This window comes from Pseudoalteromonas maricaloris, from assembly GCF_024746855.1.
GTDB classification, from domain to species: domain Bacteria; phylum Pseudomonadota; class Gammaproteobacteria; order Enterobacterales; family Alteromonadaceae; genus Pseudoalteromonas; species Pseudoalteromonas maricaloris.
Map to the genome: position 1 here is coordinate 1,240,483 of NZ_CP024626.1, position 18,076 is coordinate 1,258,558.

17 protein-coding genes and 2 pseudogenes are annotated in these 18,076 nt (G+C 42.7%); 8 read left to right on the forward strand and 11 right to left on the reverse strand.

The window, feature by feature from the left end; translation table 11 throughout:
- Positions 1-57: 57 nt before the first annotated feature.
- Positions 58-957 carry a LysR family transcriptional regulator gene (locus CTT31_RS23245; protein ID WP_010369842.1) on the reverse strand — a complete coding sequence of 300 codons (900 nt, stop codon included), beginning with the start codon at positions 955-957 and terminating at the stop codon, positions 58-60.
- Positions 958-1,067: 110 nt separating this feature from the next.
- Between CTT31_RS23245 and CTT31_RS23250 the strand changes: the two genes are divergently transcribed.
- From CTT31_RS23250 to rsgA, 3 genes are all read left to right on the forward strand, one after another.
- Positions 1,068-1,931, forward strand: coding sequence for a type 1 glutamine amidotransferase domain-containing protein (locus tag CTT31_RS23250; RefSeq protein ID WP_260492665.1), 864 nt, complete (start codon positions 1,068-1,070; stop codon positions 1,929-1,931).
- Between the two features lie 10 nt (positions 1,932-1,941).
- Positions 1,942-3,096 (forward strand): iron-containing alcohol dehydrogenase, encoded by a 1,155-nt coding sequence (locus CTT31_RS23255; RefSeq protein WP_039496563.1) that lies wholly within the window; start codon positions 1,942-1,944, stop codon positions 3,094-3,096.
- A 391-nt stretch (positions 3,097-3,487) separates the two neighbouring features.
- On the forward strand, positions 3,488-4,531 hold the full coding sequence (gene rsgA / locus CTT31_RS23260; protein WP_130127657.1) for a ribosome small subunit-dependent GTPase A: 1,044 nt from the start codon (positions 3,488-3,490) through the stop codon (positions 4,529-4,531).
- Positions 4,532-4,995: 464 nt separating this feature from the next.
- On the opposite strand, the gene CTT31_RS23265 is transcribed toward rsgA, so the two are convergent.
- Positions 4,996-5,460: a hypothetical protein gene (locus CTT31_RS23265; RefSeq protein WP_260492666.1), complete on the reverse strand. Its 465-nt coding sequence runs from the start codon at positions 5,458-5,460 to the stop codon at positions 4,996-4,998.
- Between the two features lie 915 nt (positions 5,461-6,375).
- Here CTT31_RS23265 and CTT31_RS23270 point away from each other — a divergent pair.
- A pseudogene (locus tag CTT31_RS23270) lies at positions 6,376-6,513 on the forward strand (IS5-like element ISGpr5 family transposase); the annotation flags it as partial.
- 200 nt (positions 6,514-6,713) lie between these two features.
- Here the strand turns inward: CTT31_RS23270 and CTT31_RS23275 are convergent.
- Positions 6,714-7,397, reverse strand: coding sequence for a thioesterase II family protein (locus CTT31_RS23275; RefSeq protein ID WP_260492667.1), 684 nt, complete (start codon positions 7,395-7,397; stop codon positions 6,714-6,716).
- A 411-nt stretch (positions 7,398-7,808) separates the two neighbouring features.
- On the opposite strand from CTT31_RS23275, the gene CTT31_RS23280 reads away from it, so the two are divergent.
- The 4 genes from CTT31_RS23280 to CTT31_RS23295 all read left to right on the forward strand — a co-directional run bounded on the left by CTT31_RS23280 (position 7,809) and on the right by CTT31_RS23295 (position 11,266).
- The gene (locus CTT31_RS23280) at positions 7,809-8,030 is read left to right on the forward strand and encodes a hypothetical protein (RefSeq protein WP_211856554.1); all 222 of its coding nucleotides are present in this window, start codon (positions 7,809-7,811) and stop codon (positions 8,028-8,030) included.
- A gap of 227 nt (positions 8,031-8,257) precedes the next feature.
- Complete coding sequence (locus CTT31_RS23285; RefSeq protein ID WP_260492668.1) at positions 8,258-8,611, forward strand: HlyD family secretion protein; 354 nt, start codon at positions 8,258-8,260, stop codon at positions 8,609-8,611.
- Complete coding sequence (locus CTT31_RS23290) at positions 8,598-9,062, forward strand: efflux RND transporter periplasmic adaptor subunit (protein ID WP_211856551.1); 465 nt, start codon at positions 8,598-8,600, stop codon at positions 9,060-9,062. The genes CTT31_RS23285 and CTT31_RS23290 overlap by 14 nt, the downstream gene beginning before the upstream one ends.
- Positions 9,063-9,277: 215 nt before the next feature.
- The gene (locus CTT31_RS23295) at positions 9,278-11,266 is read left to right on the forward strand and encodes a spermidine synthase (protein ID WP_260492669.1); all 1,989 of its coding nucleotides are present in this window, start codon (positions 9,278-9,280) and stop codon (positions 11,264-11,266) included.
- Between the two features lie 357 nt (positions 11,267-11,623).
- Here the strand turns inward: CTT31_RS23295 and CTT31_RS23300 are convergent.
- The 8 genes and pseudogenes from CTT31_RS23300 to CTT31_RS23335 form a co-directional block, all read right to left on the reverse strand.
- Positions 11,624-11,728 (reverse strand): annotated as a pseudogene (locus CTT31_RS23300) (IS110 family transposase); the annotation flags it as partial.
- 430 nt (positions 11,729-12,158) lie between these two features.
- Complete coding sequence (locus tag CTT31_RS23305; protein ID WP_260492670.1) at positions 12,159-12,932, reverse strand: M48 family metallopeptidase; 774 nt, start codon at positions 12,930-12,932, stop codon at positions 12,159-12,161.
- Positions 12,895-13,281 carry a TM2 domain-containing protein gene (locus tag CTT31_RS23310; RefSeq protein ID WP_260492671.1) on the reverse strand — a complete coding sequence of 129 codons (387 nt, stop codon included), beginning with the start codon at positions 13,279-13,281 and terminating at the stop codon, positions 12,895-12,897. The genes CTT31_RS23305 and CTT31_RS23310 overlap by 38 nt, the downstream gene beginning before the upstream one ends.
- Positions 13,282-13,300: 19 nt before the next feature.
- Positions 13,301-13,525: a membrane protein insertion efficiency factor YidD gene (yidD, locus tag CTT31_RS23315; RefSeq protein WP_083229856.1), complete on the reverse strand. Its 225-nt coding sequence runs from the start codon at positions 13,523-13,525 to the stop codon at positions 13,301-13,303.
- Positions 13,518-13,742 (reverse strand): DUF4177 domain-containing protein, encoded by a 225-nt coding sequence (locus CTT31_RS23320; RefSeq protein WP_010369821.1) that lies wholly within the window; start codon positions 13,740-13,742, stop codon positions 13,518-13,520. The genes yidD and CTT31_RS23320 overlap by 8 nt, the downstream gene beginning before the upstream one ends.
- A gap of 110 nt (positions 13,743-13,852) precedes the next feature.
- Entirely contained in the window at positions 13,853-14,569 is a 717-nt protein-coding gene (locus tag CTT31_RS23325) for an aspartate/glutamate racemase family protein (protein WP_260492672.1), read from the reverse strand.
- Positions 14,570-14,632: 63 nt separating this feature from the next.
- The gene (locus tag CTT31_RS23330; protein ID WP_260492673.1) at positions 14,633-15,766 is read right to left on the reverse strand and encodes a PepSY-associated TM helix domain-containing protein; all 1,134 of its coding nucleotides are present in this window, start codon (positions 15,764-15,766) and stop codon (positions 14,633-14,635) included.
- A gap of 161 nt (positions 15,767-15,927) precedes the next feature.
- Positions 15,928-18,033, reverse strand: coding sequence for a TonB-dependent siderophore receptor (locus tag CTT31_RS23335; RefSeq protein WP_260492674.1), 2,106 nt, complete (start codon positions 18,031-18,033; stop codon positions 15,928-15,930).
- Between the last annotated feature and the right edge of the window lie 43 nt (positions 18,034-18,076).

Consider the following 18,076-nt stretch of genomic DNA (forward strand, 5'->3'; position numbering starts at 1 on the left):
GCAAAGTAACAGGAATTCTCAGCAGAAATCTGCGGAAATATTTTTTTTTACAACTTTTTAATTCGAAAGATAATTAATATTAGCAAAGGCGGAGATCACATCCTTTGCAAAGGCAATGCGAGGGTGTTTTAACGCGCCCTTTTTCCATACCAAATAGATATTATTTTCGGGGCCTACGGGGCCAAGTTGGATCAGTTCACCTGCTTTTATGAGATCTCGGCAGAGATAATCGGGGAGGACGGAGTAACCTATTCCAGAGCGAATAATGTTAGCAATTGCTCTAATGTCTGGACAAATGGCGATGACATTAGAGTTGCAGCTCGCATTAAATACACGGTCAAAGTATTGTCTAACTAAAGGTAAGTCTTGATCGTACGTGACGACGTTATAGCTTGAGAGTAAGTCGGCGGTAATATCGCTGTCTTGAATTTCTCTGCCCTCTAAACGGTTCATCACTAGCCACAATTGCTCTTTGTCTAGAACGAGATAGTCAAAGGTTGTGGGATCTGGCGCAGAGGCGGCAATGGCGATGTCGGCGGTGTCGTTTATTAGTGCGTCGAAAATGTTAATTTTATTGCCAATATGAAGTACCACGTTAATGTTGCCCGCTTGCAGTAAGTTGGCGATTTGTGGACCAGAGACAAAGCTTAAATACTCCGCGGGGCCAGCAATATTTAGTGTGCCAAACACCGCATTGGAGCGTGCTCGAATTGAAGTGATCTTCTGCTCTAAAATATCGATATGACCAGATACCTGCAGCGCTAAGTCATGTGCTGTTGGCGTTGGCTTTACCCCTCTTGCTTGACGTTCAAACAGGGCTTTTCCTACTACCGCTTCCATGGTTTGAATATGTGCCGTGACAGCCGGCTGCGACATCCCCAAGTTGGCCGCTGCCTTGGTGATATTTTTGCAGCGGTATACTTCCACAAAGGTTTTTAGTTGGGTGAGATGAGACATAAAATACTTGAGCCATAAATATTCTGATTGCTCCTACCAATTTATCCGAATTCTCCTGTGTCCGCAAATCGCCTAAACTCGTCGATATTGAACTGGTATGAGGAGCCGGGATGAAAAAAGGTATAGTGAATATTTTGGGTTGGGTGTCATCGTTATTGGGTGCAGTACTTACGCTTAGCGCTCATGCAAGTGAAGGTGAGGTATTAGTGTTACTTTCGAGCGAAACATCGATGGAACTTGCTAGTGGCGAGACAATAGAAACAGGTTACTACCTCAATGAGTTTGGGATACCTGCAAAGGCATTGGTGGATGCTGGATATAAACTGGTCTTAGCAACACCAAAAGGCAATGCCCCTGCTGTTGATCAAAAATCAGTGACGGTTGATTACTTTGGCGGTGATGAGACTAAATTACAAAGCATCAAAAAATTTATTGCTAACCTGCCAGATATTAATGATACCGCAAGTTTTAGCGAGATCCTTGCAGCGGGGCTAGACGAGTTTGATGCGGTATTTATTCCAGGCGGACACGCACCGTTAATTGACTTGGCGAATAATCCGCAGGTGGGTGAAATTTTGCGCCATTTTAACCGCGAGAATAAACCAACAGCCGCGATTTGCCACGGCCCAATTACGTTGCTATCGGCGCAAAGTGAACCAAAAGCGTATTATAAGAGTTTAACAACACAGTCACCTGTTCAAGCGAAAAACTGGATTTATGACGGATATCAAATGACGATATTTTCGAACCCAGAAGAACAGGTATTTGAAAGCACGTTAAATGGCGAAAAGCTCAACTTTTACCCAGCAGCAGCTATGTCTCAGGCTGGAGGAGAGATGCAGTTTGCAAATGCATGGCAGCCAAAAGTGGTTGTTGATAGAGAGCTAATTACAGGACAAAACCCGTTTTCAGACACATTACTGGCAGAAAAGCTGCTAGAAATGTTAGCGAAAGAACCGAATATTAAACAGTAAGGAATTGAGTATGCTTAATTTTGTATTTAAAAATCAAACCGAAATTCTTTTTGGTAAAGGCCAAATGCGTGAAATCACCTCACGATTACCGGAGGCTGCAAAGGTGCTGCTACTGTACGGTGGCGGCTCGATTAAAAACAATGGTGTATACGACCAAGCTATGAGTGCATTGACAGGTGTTGAGGTTGTGGAATTTGGTGGTGTGGAGCCAAACCCAACATACGAAACACTAATGCAAGCGGTCGCGACAGCAAAGCAAAACGATGTGAACTTTATTCTTGCGGTTGGCGGCGGCAGTGTTATTGACGGCGCAAAGTTTGTGGCGGCAGCTTTTAATTTTGACGGTGAGCCTTGGGATATTTTGGTAAAAGGCGCAAGCTTTAGCAACCCATTGCCGATTGGTGCTGTACTTACTTTACCTGCGACTGGCTCTGAGAGTAACGGCAACTCAGTAGTTACTAAAAAGGCAACTTCGCAAAAGCGTGCGTTTTCGTCACCAACGGTACAGCCGCAGTTTGCGGTACTCGACCCAGAATACACTTATTCACTGCCGCCTCGCCAAGTGAGTAATGGGGTAGTGGATGCGTTTGTTCACGTGATTGAGCAGTATTTAACGTATCCAGTAAATGCGCCACTGCAAGACAGATTCGCAGAAGGTATTTTACAAACGCTTATCAGCGAAGGGCCAAAGGCGTTAAGCGAGCCTAACAATTATGATGTAAGAGCAAACGTTATGTGGTCTGCAACTATGGCGCTAAATGGCCTTATTGGTCAAGGCGTGCCACAGGATTGGTCAACGCATATGATTGGTCATGAGCTAACGGCATTGTATAACCTTGACCACGCGCAAACGCTTGCGATTGTATTACCTGCGGTGATGTATGTGCAACGAGACAAAAAAGCCGAGAAAATCAAGCAACTTGGTGAGCGTGTATTTGGTATTGCAGCCGCAGACGAAGCACAGCAAATTGACCAAACGATAAAAGCAGTTCAAGACTTTTTTGAGTCGATGGCGGTGCAAACGCGTTTAGCTGATTACCAATTAGACGAAAAAGCAGTACAAGAAGTTATCGCTAATCTAGAAAAGAACGGCATGACGGCGCTAGGTGAGCACGGCGATATTGATTTAGCGAAGGCGAAAGAGATTTTAATGTTGGCGTTGTAAGCTTATTAAAATCACAAGAGCAGGCGGATCAGCGTCTGCTCTTATTTTAGCCCAGATAACATACAAAAAATTGCGTGATTGATATCGCTTTAAACACAAAACTTTAATCTATTATTGAAATTGGTTGCGTGAAATACTTGGTTTACCTCGCCTATCTTCAGTGCTAATCTACGGCAGTATTCAAAAAAGTTTAAGGAGAATTTGATGATTGTTTTATTGAGCCACCCGGTAAAAGTTGTAGCTAGGTGTGATTAGTAGACGCTAACTTTCGTCTCTTCTAAATTTTTACTCCTTTTACCCGGTGTGATGCCTAACGGGCTTCTCCGGGGTCAATGATATTCATTAACCCTGCTTGATTTTTGCAGTCTTTCTGCATTTTTGAGATTTTATAATGAATACATCTTATTCGCCAACACAGCTTGGTTGGCAAGCATTTTTTCAACAGCAACTGACACTCACAGAACTGGAATCATCAAATCTTGGCCGCGTGATAGCGCACCACAGAAGTAATTATTTAATCCAGTTGCAATCACGGCAAATTTCTTTAGCTACTCATGTATCACTGCCTAGTATGACGGTTGGTGATTGGGTTTTGTTGGATGAAAATTATCAATTTATTAGGCTATTATCCCGCAAATCGGTTATTTCAAGGAAAGCTGCGGGCAGTAAAGTCGCGGAGCAATTGATAGCCGCAAATATCGATAGCCTGTTTATTGTTTGCTCGCTAAATCAGGATTTTAATCTAAACCGGATCGAACGTTACTTAGCACTGGCTAATGAAGCGCAAGTGGAGCCAATAGTTGTTTTGACTAAGAAGGATTTGGTTGACGGTTGGCAACAGCAAGTACAACTTGTTCAGGAGTTGGACCCATTTTTGACAGTCGAAGCGATTAATGCGTTGGAGCCGAGCTCCGTTGAGTGCCTAAAAGCTTGGTGTAGCACGGGAAAAACGTTGTCATTTGTAGGTTCTTCTGGTGTGGGTAAGTCCAGCTTGGTGAACACGCTGTTAGGGTGTAAAGAGCAGCTCACCGGTTCAATCCGTGAAGATGATGCAAAAGGGCGGCACACAACAACTGCTCGCTCGTTACATTTTATGGACAATGGCTCAGTGTTGCTCGATACGCCAGGAATGAGAGAGATCCAACTAGCCGACTGCCAACAAGGGATCAGTAAAACATTTGCAGAAATTGAAGTGTTAGAAAGCGCCTGCCGTTTCAGTGATTGCTCACATCAAAATGAGCCCGGGTGTGCTGTTCAGCAAGCGATAGAGAGTGGAGAACTTGAAGTTAGGCGCTTCAACAACTTCATAAAACTAAGAAGTGAACATCAAAGAAACAACGTCAGCCTAAAAGATAAGAGAGACAAGGAAAGAGCACTTGCAAAGAAGTATCGTTTTGTACAAAGCGATACTAGAAGACTAAAAAAGGGCTACTGAGCAGTACTAGCTAGTTCTGTTTTATCTTAAAGCAAAGTGGACTCGCTCCACTTTGGTTTCGTTTTCTACGCTAAAGTACAGCTAAAGCGAAAAGCGGCTAAAAAGACACCCATTTAAATTTAGAAGAAACAGGGGGAGGCATTTAACGCTGTGACTACTCAAAAGCTATGTAAACTAAAAAGTAAACTCTAGATCTTTAATAACCCTTGATTGGATACTCCTAATTAAACTATTGTCTTTAAGTGCACCAGAAAAGCGGCCAGTTCTAACTCTCTGAACTTCCATATCAAATTCACATGGTTTTGAAGCTGCAATCTGCTCTAGATCTATGAGGTTAGCGCTTTTTGCATTAAATGTATTGCTTGTCGAGTTTCCAAATTGTGTTGAGAAAGAGCCTGTCACTAACCCGCCCGTATTATTCGGGCATGCATAGTTAACGATAAGAGATGTCTCACTCGCTAAGTCTATTCCATCAATATGAATTTCAATATCTTCATCATATCGAAAAGTTTTCTCTGCTTCGGGGTAAGTATCAGAAAGCCTAAAGGAAGCTCAACTGACGCAGAAGCATTTTCTTCCTTCTTCCGATTTAACTGGATAGTATATAGGCTGTTACCAGTTACAACTGAGGATCTGCCCTCGTAATCAATATCTAGAATGTCGGTATCTTTAATCAGTTGGATCGTCTGACCATTTACGATCGCTCTTAGTGTATCGCCTTCGCTTAAGTTTACATTAGAGCCGAACGAGTCCCCAACATTTAACTCGGCCACGATTCGGGCTCTTTCTCCATTTGAATTTATTGATATATCCGCACTAATTGCGTTTGTTTTCAAAAGATTAGATTCTGTTTCAGATGTGCAGGCCGTGAGAAATGTGCTGATACTGGCTACTGTTATAGGTAGCAGATAAAGTTTAGATGGTTTCATTTTTTACCCGTGATTCATTTAAAAACAGATTCTCCAATTTAGAAACAGAGATTGCAAGTTAAAAAATGTAATGGGATTATACGAAAAAAAGAAACAAAGTGGCACCCAGTCGAATTATGAGTCACACTTCAGAGCTCAATTTACAAGGGTTCTCTGACTATGGCAGAAACCAAAAAAACCTTCGTTCGTGCAAGTTTTGCAAGGTAGTGAGTTGAGTAACTTCCCCATCTGTCAGGGTGTTTCAAACACCAGAGAAGTTAGAATAAGATAGTCAGAATGAATATGTAGCGAACATAGCTATTTGGTACAGCAACGTGGTTGTACTGAATATTGTAGGTATAAAGTTCTTCAAGCTAAATCTCTCCTGTTTATGGATAATTAGCCATAATTCAAAATTATAGAGAAAGCTATGTACTGCTGCGCAGAAAATGGCAAAGCTTATCGACATCCACTATAACTTCAGCTCTGATTGATCAGCAAATAGTTAGCCAAGCATGTGTGTAGCCATTGTGCCGGTGAGAATCAATTGCACTGGGTTATTAGCGTCTCATTCAGAGAGGTAACTGCGCAATAAATTGGGGCCATACTATAGGAAATTCCAACATATTCAATCATGTAGAACTGAATCAATTAAAATGAGAGACTGCCTTAAAAACCAGTGTACGATGAAAGCAACGCCGCGTTGGACACTGAATATTTAGATAAGGTGATTAGGGCTTAGCTGTTAACAGGGCAGAGCTTATCTTCGGTTAATGGTTGTTAACGAAGTATGCTCTCACCCTGAATGAAAAAGGAACTCAAAACGCAGAAGAATTATTTAAGGCGAGTCATGAAAGATATTCTGAGAAAAATCACAGAGCAACCGAGTGCAAAGTTTATTAAAAAGTTACGCTAAGCAGAGCGGCTGTTAAAGCAAACAAAACGAGTAAAAACAAACTCTATAGCCTACACGAACCGGATGTTGAATGTATCTCTAAGGGAAAAAGTGCGAAGCCGTATGAGTTTGGTGTTAAAGTGAGTGTCGCGACAACATTGAAAGAGCAGTTTGTGGTTTGCGCTCATGCAATGAACTGTCGATAAAGATAATGCTCAGTCTGGATTGATTACTGATATAGTTCAGCCAGTCTGAGCATCAAAACCTCAATATTCAGGATCGACCACTTACTAACTCACTCACGCGTGAGTTTCTGATTATCCTAGCATGGCTATAACACACCTGTATTTTGTAGCTTTAGGTTGATCACTTGTACCGTTTACTCTGAGTGCGAATGGATGAAAAAATGAACGCCTTCACACAGAACTATCTCACTGTGGACAGCAAACTGATGCCATGAGTCCAACTGAGCTGAGGTGATAGTATCTTTTTTACCTGAAAGTATTGTCATGTGCTCTGCAATTAGGCTGCTTTGTTCGCATTTATGCTGCTCTGCGAGGTAAAAATCGCTCCTCAGTGTCGGCAGGAAAAGCTCGAGTAGCTCCATGTTACCCAATACTTCTGGCGGTGTACCATTGAGCTCCTTTATCACCTGAATGAATTGCGCATCATTCAGGCTGGTACAGTCTTTATCTAGGCAAGGTAATTTGGGCCCGGGACTGCCAGGTGCAACAAAGTGCTGAGGTTTACGATAACCTAAGTGAATTGCTCGGCGCACAACCTCAAGCGCGACTCTGCTGCCTAAGCTATGGTCAAATACCGCGTAATTACCATTCAAATCAGAGCTTAATTCAGGCTTCAGTGCGTCAACCAGTTGCGTCATCTCTGCGAACGGTGCAAGCTCGAAGTTTGATCCTCGGCCTGGAGGTTGAACAATACACAGTTCTATATGAGGGTGCAGCAGCTGCTGCCATGGGATAAATACGTGTGTACCTCCGCCTGCATAGGGAAAACATATCAGCTTAACTTTGGCTGCGGGTTTTTTACTGGTCTTATAATCCATTTATTCATTTTTAAATCAACTTATAGAGCTGACGTATTGATAATCATACATTGAGGCAATGCCTGACACTCATTATGAACTGCTTATCCAATGTAAAAAATATCGCGAGGATTCAACTCCTGTGACAAGAAATTCATTCATTGCTGATCTGAGTGAGCACAGATTAAATAAAAGACGTGTTTATTGTTCACCGCAGCTCAGTTGACTTGCTGCAACAAAAATTGCTGTGTTACTTTTAATTGCCCGAAAAATGTTAGAGCAAGTATCTACTGTAAGTTTATGAGTTTGTTTATCAAACTAGCTTGTACTGATATTAGGCTAAGGTAATACAGGCGAACGCCAGCATTATCAGTACAAAGCAGCCTGTAGGACAGACGACACGGTTAGGTATAAATGCGTAGTGAGGTTTACATGGAACTGAATATTAAGGACAGCATTGAAAGACACAAGCGTTCCACATCCGCTATTCAGGTAAAGCGTTTATTACTGTGTGCGGTTATTTGCTTACCACTGCTTGGCTATATGTTCTTTCCAACTGTACCAGTTATCAAGAAAGAAGAACTGAGGATCTCCAGTGTAAAGCAAGGAGAGCTGAAAATTGAAGTCGCAGGTTATGGCAAATTGCGCTCCTGAGATTTGCACGTGATTAGCAGCGATGACAAAGCGATTGTTGAAAAAGTATTTTACTATCCCGGTGATCGTGTTGAAGCCAATACCGTGATCGTAGCAATGAACAACCCAGAATTGGTGCGCAAGGTAGATCAAGCGAGGTTTGAACTAGTTAAGCATAAAGCGAGCATGGAAGAAAAAAGCTTCAGGATCAATACACGCTACTCGAGCAAGAGCAGGCGGTTCACAACTTGCGTAGCCAAATTCAGCTGGAAAAACTCAATCATGACGCACAGCTTGAGTTACATAAGAAAAATATTGTTTCAGACATTGATTTTGAGCGTACAACGTTAAAGCTGTCCGATCTTGAGAAGCAACTTGAAACCAGTATCGGCCGTCTAGCGTTTTTAAAAATTCTTCATGCAAAACGAATTGAGCTACAACAAAAAATTGAAGAGCAATTCCAGCTTAATTATGATACGGCTAAACAAATGCTGGATAGAATGCAAGTGACCGCGGGCATTGCGGGTATTCTCCAGGAACTGACGGTGGATATCCGCAGCAGCGTATCTGCCGGGGAAAAAAATAGCCTTGATGGGGTCTGACAGCAATCTGGTCGTAAGGTTAAAGGTTCCTCAATTTAATGCGGATAGAATCAATTTAGGTACACCTGGTCATATCCAGACCTTGGCGGGCAAGGTAGGCACTGTGGTACAGCGGAGCGATCCGACGGTCATTGATGGCAAAGTGAACATTGAAATGGCCTTGGTCGGCCAGTATGTTCCTGGGCTAAGGCCTGAACTCACGGTCGATGGTAATATTGAAATTGATACAATCAAAAATGCCCTCTACATTGAGTTACCTGAAAGTGTTAGGGCAAACTCGGAACAAGATTTGCTCAAAGTGGTCGATGACACCGGGCATTGGCAAAAGCTCCGGTTTGGTATGCAGTCAGACAGCCTTATCGAGATTAAAGGCGGTGCGGCTGTTGGGGATCGGTTTGTATTATCTCCCTTGGCTAATTTTAGTGACGCAGTAAGCCTGAAATTAGAATAACAAGCGTTCAGATATAAAGATGCATCTAAATTGACATTAGCATGCGTTTTGCTAGGTACTTGATGTGTCTGAATTATGAGCTGGAATATGCAGTGTTAAAGCATGCCATCTATAGTATTATAAATAAAATTTAACAATCAATAGTTTAAGGCATGAAGTATTTTTTTATAACAACAATATTTTTAAGCTCATTTTTGCTATTTGGGATCCAGCCCATGGTCGCAAAAATCATATTACCGTATTTTGGCGGGGGGAGTGCGGTGTGGACTGCCTGTATGCTTTTTTATCAGAGCTTATTATTGGTTGGTTATCTTTATTCATTTTGTATTAGTAAGCTGAGAACTGTCTATCAGCAGCTCGCGGTGCACAGTGTGTTGCTGGTTGTCGGAATGGCACTGATGCCGCTTAGTCTGGAGTCAATTGCGACGACGGAAATTTCAACACAGCCGTTTTTTGATATCTTCACTTTACTGTTGCTGGGAATAGGTGCGCCGTATTTTGTGCTGTCGGCCACTTCGCCACTACTTCAGTATTGGCTTAGTCATTCGGTAAAAAGCGTTCAGGTCTATCGGCTGTATTCAGTTTCGAACGTTGCAGCCATGATGGCACTGTTTTGCTATCCATTGATCATCGAATATAACTTGGCGCTGTCTATGCAGGTCTGGATGTGGTCAAGCTTGTATATCGCATTTTCTTTGTTCAATTTTTACTGCCTTTATCAGGTCTATCGCAATACGAACAAGAAAGCCACTCAGCCAGTTCAAACAGCGCAATCTAAGCTGGCATCAGGGGTAAATATCACCAGATGTATTAAGTGGTTTTTACTCTCTGCGACAGGTGTTATTCTGCTTGTATCGACGACCAACAACCTGACGATCAATGTCCCACCGATCCCTTTCTTATGGACTTTACCGCTGGCGTTATATTTACTGACATATATATTGTGTTTCTTCGATGAGAGAGTGTATCTTAAGTGGTACTGGAACCTTATGTTTTCTGTTGTATCCTTGGTGGCACTGTTTTTATTCTCTATTGGCTCGCAGTTTGCGATCACTGAACAAATCTGCCTGTATCTCGTTGTGTTGTTTGTTGCTTGTATTATCTGCCATGGTGAAATAGCCAAATCTAAACCAGGCAACGAAGACATGACCCTGTTTTACCTGATACTGGCTGCTGGCGGATGTGCAGGTAGTGTATTTGCGTCCATTCTAGCCACTGAATTGTTTACTCAGTACTATGAGTACATTGTTGGTATATGCTTGGTCTTTGTGTTGTCCATTGCAATGGAATGGCAAAAACAGCAAGGGAAAGTAGAGCGCAAATTGGTCTACCTAAATGTTGTAGGTTGCTTGGTGTTTGTCAGTTTGTTTTACCTGATGCAAAGTCAGTTTAATAAATATAATGTTTACGAATCTCGTAATTTTTTCGGTATTATACAGGTGAAGGATATTGTGAATATCGATAATCCACAACGCAGGCTAATCGATGGCTACACGTCGCATGGGGCGCAAGCATTGGCTCATCAAGGTAAGCCCATGCCATTAAGTTACTATCGCCCGGAAACAGGCGTAGGTGTTATGCTCAACCTGATGGCTAATAATGGCTCAGGTAATAAAGTGGGCATTATCGGTCTGGGTGTGGGGGCATTAGCATACTATGGGCAAGCACAGGATGAATTTGTATTTTATGAGATCAATCCGGATGTTGAGTATGTTGCTAAAAGATACTTTAACTACCTGACAACCTCGGCGGCAACTATAGATGTGCGCTCCGGCGATGCGCGGGTGAGCTTAGCTAATGATTACCAGCAAAATGGTGCTCATGGGTTTGACATGCTCATTGTGGATGCGTTTTCAAGTGACTCTATTCCTCAGCACCTATTAACCAGAGAAGCGCTCGCCTTGTATGAGCAGCACCTGGCGGCTGATGGGGTGCTGGTGTTCCACATTTCCAACAGTTACCTAGATCTGAGAGCGATTATGTCTGGTATCGAAGCGCAAAGTGGCTTGCAGTCTCGGTACTTTAAAACATCGGACTCCGCGACCGATACAGATCAAGCTGAGTGGGTGATATTCACTAGCAATATGCGCTATTTGGCTGATCCTCAAGTGGTGAGTAAGAGTGTGCCGCTGCGGGAAGTGAGTCAGAATGTGATCCAATGGAGCGATAACCATTCCAGCCTCCTTTCGGTGATCAAGCTATGAAAGCGGGGCGCCATCATAAAAGGGTGGCGCCTGAAACAGAGAGGTTTTTTTAATCGGATATTTGTGCAGTTTGGAACTGGCCATGTCTGGCGCAGCTCTAAGCTGTCCTTAAATGTAGTGCTAGTAGGTAAACGCTGGTTGTATCTGACTTATGTTCAACAAGTCGCATACACTATCGTGATGCCAACGCCAAAACGATACCTGGTAAGCCTTGTCCTAGCAATAATTAGGGGAGAATGCAGGTGAAGTTCGGGAGAGTTATTTTTCTCAGGGGAATTTATGGGGTCTGTTTTAAAAAGGTTTGTGCTTCTGCTGCTGATTATGCTCGGTATCGCATTGGCCTATATTTTCACTACGTTTAAGTTTAATAGCTTTCTTTACTACAATCTTATTGGATAGGTTACATCCAATAAAATGAAAAATATTTTTTGCGATATCGATACTGATTGTTGTAATTTGCATTTGGTCTTCTCCCATTTTGATTGTTTGCAATTCAATCATGGCGCACCGATGCCGAGTGTGGGAGGAGACCATTACATCAGGTTACTTAGTAACGTAATACAGCATGCTAAGCCTAAAACAGCATTTACCATTCACGCTGTATGCTCATGAATATACAGCGTATTTTTAAATTGCGATTGTGGATAATAGAGTTGGGGTAGAAGCTGATATTCGCAACAAGATATTTGAGCTGTTTTATACATAGAGGCATCATATTGGCAATTTTTGCCTTTGGCTAACTTATTAGTGCTGCAACAGCTCTGTGGCGAGATACATTGTGAGGAGTCTTAATTAGGGGGCGAAAAACTCTGTTTTTCTGTAGCTAAACACGTGGGCAAAGTGAGTGCACGTTCATTGCTGTCAGAGCCAGAGAGAATAAACACAGTCAATGTTAAAGGCTTTGCTTTATTCGCTCTATCCGTTGCTCAAAACTTGGGTGTGTGCTTAACCAACTATGCTGCTCGTCGTTTTCCTTGGCGAGTTTTTCAAATATAGAGATCATCGCAATACTATTACCATACAGCGCCATTAGCTTATTGTGCGCGTACAAATCAGCCTCGAGTTCAGCGTGCTGAGAGTAATTTTGGTTGATACCTAACATTGCGCCCTGCATCATAAGATCTGAGAGCGCAGAGATGTCACCCAATACGACACTCAAACTGACAAATACGATAGACGAGCTAACAAGAGATTCCATGACGTGATTATGCTCGACATGACCAATCTCGTGGAGTAACACTGCGCTAAGCTCTTGCTGAGTAGACGCCAGTTCGACCATGTTATCGGTGATCACAATAGTACCATTGGCCAATGCCATGGCATTGGCTTTATCTTTCCACTGCCTAAATTCAAGTTTAAATTCACGTTCACTCGATGCATTGGCGCCAAGTAATGAGACAAATAAAGCTCGAGTCTCTTGCTGCTTGATTTCACTTAGCTTTGACTCCGAGAATTCCGAGTTATCTAGCTCGTTTAGGCTTCCTTCGTCGATGATTTGGTAGATTTGTTTGGGCAGTGAGGCTGAGATCTCTTCAGCGAAGTAAGGCACGCCTTTGGTATAAAACTGATAACCACTAAATAAAACGACCACTACCGTGGCCGCTATAATCCAAAGCCACTGCGTTTCTTTAGATTGTTTGATTCTGCTGTGTATCTTTGAGCTCATCTAGCACTTCTCGCATCACATCGATGTTGTATTTTCTCACTATTTTTTGGCTATTAAATAACTGAGGTAGCTCAATTAAGCACACTAAAATTAGCAGTATCCAGCCATAAAAGAGAATAAGCGCAAGCCCTATTAACATCAAGGTTAGATTAATAGCACCACGTGCAGTTTTACCCAGATAAAAGTGATGTAAACCTGCAGCAAAGAAGTAATTGAGTACGGCGTAAGTATCAGGATCTTTTACTAGCTGTTCTTCTAGTTGGTAGTACTGCCTGCGCGCTTCTGGACTTAGCTGAGCAACTTGATTTCTCAACGCTTCTTCTTGTTCTCTTAATGCTATTTCGTCCATGCAAACTCCTAGGATTAGGTTATGGTAGGGGATCTGATTTTACTTCAATACAATCTGGATCATTGCAGCGCCTGATCCGACAAAAACCGATACGTACGCCTTTAAAGAAGCCGTATTTTTCGATTGCTTGATAGGTATATTCAGAACATGACGGCGTAAAATTACAACTTATATTGAAGTGGGCTTTTGCTCCACCATTCGCTTGATAGCGGCGAATGGCAGACAGAGCAAAGCGTTTAAGCACGTTTACGACCCAGTGTTAAGATCACGGCTTCGCGGCTCCAAAATAGCATAAAACGTTTGTTTTCGATAACTTGGAAAACAAGCTGCCAGCCATCTTGCGCTTCCATATTTAATGTTGCTTCAAGCTTTTTTAACGGTAATCCACTTGAGCCAAGTAATAGTGTACCACAGCCACCTTCAACTACATGGATAACTTTATATTCGTCGTATTGGGTCATAATACATCCCTGATTTAATTAGAATAAGTGAGATTTAATTCTATAGTAGCCAAGTAATCGCGACAATAGCGATTTCGTTGTTATTTTTTTAATTACAACAAAGTTTGATATTACTCATGAATAAAGCAAGACGTTACCCCAAGTGACCACTCTACAACGGCTTCAGCATGCAGTTTGGTCGTGTCATAAAGAGGGACTTGAGTATGCACTTGTTGAACGAGCAAACCTATTTCTGTGCAACCTAAAACTACCCCTTCAGCCCCTTGTTGATAGAGTGTATCGATGATGTCTAGATAAGTTTGCCTTGAGCTTGCGTTGACTTCACCGCGACATAATTCGTCATAAATTATGTTGTGAACTAAAGTTTGTTGGTCACCATCAGGTGTTATGACCTCAATGCCGTGAAGGTCTTGCAATCGTGCTTTATAAAAGTTTTGCTGCATCGTAAACATTGTACCCAATAACGTAACTCGCTTTACGCTGTCATCTTTAAGTCGCTTCGCGGTTGCGTCGGCAATATGCAGTATCGGTAATCCTGACGCTGCGCTAATTTCATCTGAAATTTTATGCATGGTGTTGGTACAGATCACAATGGCATCAGAGCCTGCAAGCTTCAACGAAGTAGCAGCACCAGCCAAAATGGTGGTCATTTTTTGCCAATCACCAGCTGCTTGAAGCTCTGCAATTTCGGCAAAGTCGACGCTATACAAGCAAAGCTTAGCACTGTGTAGCCCGCCAAGCTTTGCTTTAACGGTTTGATTGATAAGCTGATAGTAGCTTTGTGTTGACTCCCAACTCATACCACCAATTAGCCCAAGTTGTTTCATAGTGATTGCTCGTTATTTGCTGATAATAACGACAATAACGGATCTGGATTGAAACTTGAACCATCAGCCTAAGGCGAGTTGACGGTTTTTCTTACTCTTGAGTTTCTTACGCTTTCTTTGCCACCATAAATATAACCCAGTAAAACCAAGCAATACGGGGGCGAGCCCCATAATACACCAAATTATTTTACTGGTAAGCCCTGCAAAGTGGCCAAAGTGGAGTTTTCTAAAACTGTCGATTACCCGGTCTACAGTAGACGCCGTTCGAATATCGTAGGCAAAGGTTTGTTTACCAGATTGCGCGTCAAAGCTAACCGTTGCTGCATAGTTACTAATGAACGGGTTGGCATCGGCGACGCTGCCAAAAATGGTAATGCTGGTTTGCTCTGGCTCAAATGGAAATAGCCAGTAGGTCGGTTTAAGTCCGTCAACCGCACGATGGCTTTGGGTCATCATGGCATCAAAATCTAATGAGTGGTTAAACATTGTGTGGGTGACAATATGGTGCTCATCTTCTTGATGCTCAAAAGCCTCGTGGTAATACTCCACTGCATTAAAGTAAACGCCAGTAATGCCGAGCGCGAGTAATACCGGCGCACTCCAAATACCAATTACCTTATGCAGGTCGCTCATCATGACGAGTCGAGGAGCTTGTCGTCTAAAGCTAAAGAATCGTCGCCAAAAGCGCCGATATATCACTAAGCCGGACACACCAAGCAAAGTAAAAAGTATGGCAACAACTAAACCGATAACGACACCCATGTGTGGAAAGGTTTTGCTCACATCATCAAGTAGTAAGGTGTAATGTAGGTGGAGAATAAAATCAGTAAAATCGCTGTGAATACCCACAGGTTCGCTTAGCATTTTTCCCGCGTAAGGATCTAGATACGTTTTGAACCATGTGTCTGTATCATGCTTTAATAAATAGACTCTATCAGCTTCGTAGCCATCATCGAATATTTCCCAGCTACCAATTTCATAATTTGGGTGGGTGTCTGCGACATAATTAACGAGCATCTTCATGGGCTGACGTTGGACGTCTTGGTCCTGATAAGTCAATGTCGCTTGCTTTGGAAGTAATAGGCTATCTATCTCGAACTTAAACACCAACATGCTACCTGTGACTGACATAACGGCGAGCGGCAGTATCGCGATTAATGCCATTGCACTGTGCCATTTAAATAGTGTTTTACGCATTGTTTTCCTTTGAGTTAAAGCTAAATGAGAATGAATAAATGGATGAATTTACAGACTGAATTAACAAGGACACCCACCTTAATGCTTGCAGGCGCGTTAAGGTGGGTGTCCGTTTAAATCTTTCAGTCTATGTCCTTCCGTAAGCTCTCCTAGATGAATGACTAAAAGCGATAGTGAAGACCAACATCGGCTTTGCGCTCAGCCCCCATCCAGCAGTTACTTTCGTCATAGCATGCACCAACGTATCGCTTGTCACTGAGGTTACTAATGCTAAAAGTGATCCTAGCTTGCTCGTTGAGTTCATAATCAAAGGCGATGTCGAATAAGGTATAGGATGGCACGGTATCTGAGTTATATTTGCCAACATAACTCTCGCCAACATACCGAGCACCAACACTTACTTTAAGTGCGTCTAGCAGGCTTGGATAATAGTTTAACCAAAGCGAAGCGGTGTTATCTGCAACCCACACTAAGCGTTTCCCTACCAAATCTTGGTCTAATTCATTTTTAGTGACTTTCTGGTCTAGATGCGTGGCATTAAACTGCACATCGAGTTGTTGGTTAAAGGTGTGAGAAGCTTCGAGCTCAATACCTTTGGATTGGATTTCACCGGCTTGAGTTTTCGTGACAAAGTCTTTGCTGTTAATGATTTCGTTCTGCTTAGTGAGATCGAATAGCGCAAATGTTAGCTGTGTATCGCGAGATTGATATTTAACGCCAAGTTCCCATTGTTCTGCTTCAGTTGGCTTGAAGGCTTGTTGAGTTACGCTATCTTCTCCTGCAACGGGTTCAAATGACTGACTATAGCTCACGTAAGGTCGCCAACCAGAATCCAGCTGATAAAGTGCGGCAATCCTCCCGGTGAGTTGGGTGTCATCAATATTTGATTCCGTTTGCCACTCGGTGCCAGCGTAGTTTTTATCAGCAGTAACATCACTGGTGAAACTGTCGTATCTAAGACCTGCCAAGAGGGTCAATGCTGATATTGTCACTTCGTCTTGGATGTAAAACGCACGGTTACTTTGTTCAATATCGTGCGCTTCGGTATAGAAGTTAAGTGGCAAAGCGCTGACATCAAATGCTGCATAATTGGGCGCTGCTAGGTTGATGTTTGGTGTGCCTGTCCCGAGTGTATCCCAATACCCTACGGTTGAGCTTAAGCTTTTGTATTCGAAACCTAAGAGCAAGTGATGTGATGAGTCGCCAACTGTAAAGTGAGTAGACAATTGGTTGTCTAAAACATAGCCATGTTGCGTTTCATCGGTTTTATATGCTGAACGGACAAGTATGGTGTCGCTATCGGCAATTAAATTTTGGTTATAGGTATTTTGCTGCAGGCCTTCTGCATCGGTGTAACGCCAGTTGGCAAATAAAGACCAATCGTCAGACAAACTATGTTCCAGCTTTAGCCCTGCCATTAGCGTTGTTCTATCAAAATTAGACCAATTGATATCGCCTGCAAATGCATCTGCATCTAGATAACCATAACTTGCGCGCGCAAGCGTACCAACGCTATGTAAGGGGGTAGATGGTATGGCTTTGGGATCGTCTTGGTAATAAAGCTGTGCAGTTAACGCCGTATCATGGTTCGGTTGCCAGCGCAGCGAAGGTGCAAATACAGTGCGTTCTTCTTCCGTTGTTTTTTGCTGGCCATCACTTGTTCTTGATAGCGCAATGGCTCGATAGCTTAGTTCATCAGAGATAACACCTCCATGATCAACGCCGATTTCTTTGAGCGCTCTGCTACCGACTCTCAGGCGAACCTGTGTTTGCTCAGTGCCATTGGCAAGCTTTGCTATTTGGTTCACCATGCCACCTGGCGGTGCAGAGCCGTAAAGTACTGACGCTGGGCCTTTTAGTACCTCAATGGTGTCGGTGGCAAAGGCATCAACTTGAGGATATAGATTCCAAAGATTATTGGATTGCAGTTCTAGGCCATCGTAATAATTTCGATAAGATTCAAAACCACGAATAGTGTATTGGTCAAAAATGGTGACTGTACTGCGGCTTTCTGGTGTGATACCAGAAACATAGCGTAACGCAGCATTGACCGAGTCAGCTTGGCGTAGCTGCAGGGTGTCTTGATCTATATGAGAAATAGAAAAGGGCGCGTTGATTGGTGTTAAAGACGACTTTGTTCCGGTACTTTTATATTGGCTGCCCTGAACTTCTATTCTTTCTAACTCATCTTTTTGGTTTTCATTGGCACTGGTGGTTTGAGAAAGCAGTGAGAGGCACACTGCAGCATAGAGCGTGTTGATTTTCATTGTTCTACTACTATGGATAATGAGAGTGATTCTTATTATATAT

Coding starts and splice junctions, on each gene's coding strand:
- CTT31_RS23245 (WP_010369842.1), bottom strand. CDS start 957: ATGTCTCATCTCACCCAACTAAAAACCTTTGTGGAAGTATACCGCTGC.
- CTT31_RS23250 (WP_260492665.1), top strand. CDS start 1,068: ATGAAAAAAGGTATAGTGAATATTTTGGGTTGGGTGTCATCGTTATTG.
- CTT31_RS23255 (WP_039496563.1), top strand. CDS start 1,942: ATGCTTAATTTTGTATTTAAAAATCAAACCGAAATTCTTTTTGGTAAA.
- rsgA (WP_130127657.1), top strand. CDS start 3,488: ATGAATACATCTTATTCGCCAACACAGCTTGGTTGGCAAGCATTTTTT.
- CTT31_RS23265 (WP_260492666.1), bottom strand. CDS start 5,460: ATGAAACCATCTAAACTTTATCTGCTACCTATAACAGTAGCCAGTATC.
- CTT31_RS23275 (WP_260492667.1), bottom strand. CDS start 7,397: ATGGATTATAAGACCAGTAAAAAACCCGCAGCCAAAGTTAAGCTGATA.
- CTT31_RS23280 (WP_211856554.1), top strand. CDS start 7,809: ATGGAACTGAATATTAAGGACAGCATTGAAAGACACAAGCGTTCCACA.
- CTT31_RS23295 (WP_260492669.1), top strand. CDS start 9,278: ATGGTCGCAAAAATCATATTACCGTATTTTGGCGGGGGGAGTGCGGTG.
- CTT31_RS23305 (WP_260492670.1), bottom strand. CDS start 12,932: ATGAGCTCAAAGATACACAGCAGAATCAAACAATCTAAAGAAACGCAG.
- CTT31_RS23310 (WP_260492671.1), bottom strand. CDS start 13,281: ATGGACGAAATAGCATTAAGAGAACAAGAAGAAGCGTTGAGAAATCAA.
- CTT31_RS23320 (WP_010369821.1), bottom strand. CDS start 13,742: ATGACCCAATACGACGAATATAAAGTTATCCATGTAGTTGAAGGTGGC.
- CTT31_RS23325 (WP_260492672.1), bottom strand. CDS start 14,569: ATGAAACAACTTGGGCTAATTGGTGGTATGAGTTGGGAGTCAACACAA.
- CTT31_RS23330 (WP_260492673.1), bottom strand. CDS start 15,766: ATGCGTAAAACACTATTTAAATGGCACAGTGCAATGGCATTAATCGCG.
- CTT31_RS23335 (WP_260492674.1), bottom strand. CDS start 18,033: ATGAAAATCAACACGCTCTATGCTGCAGTGTGCCTCTCACTGCTTTCT.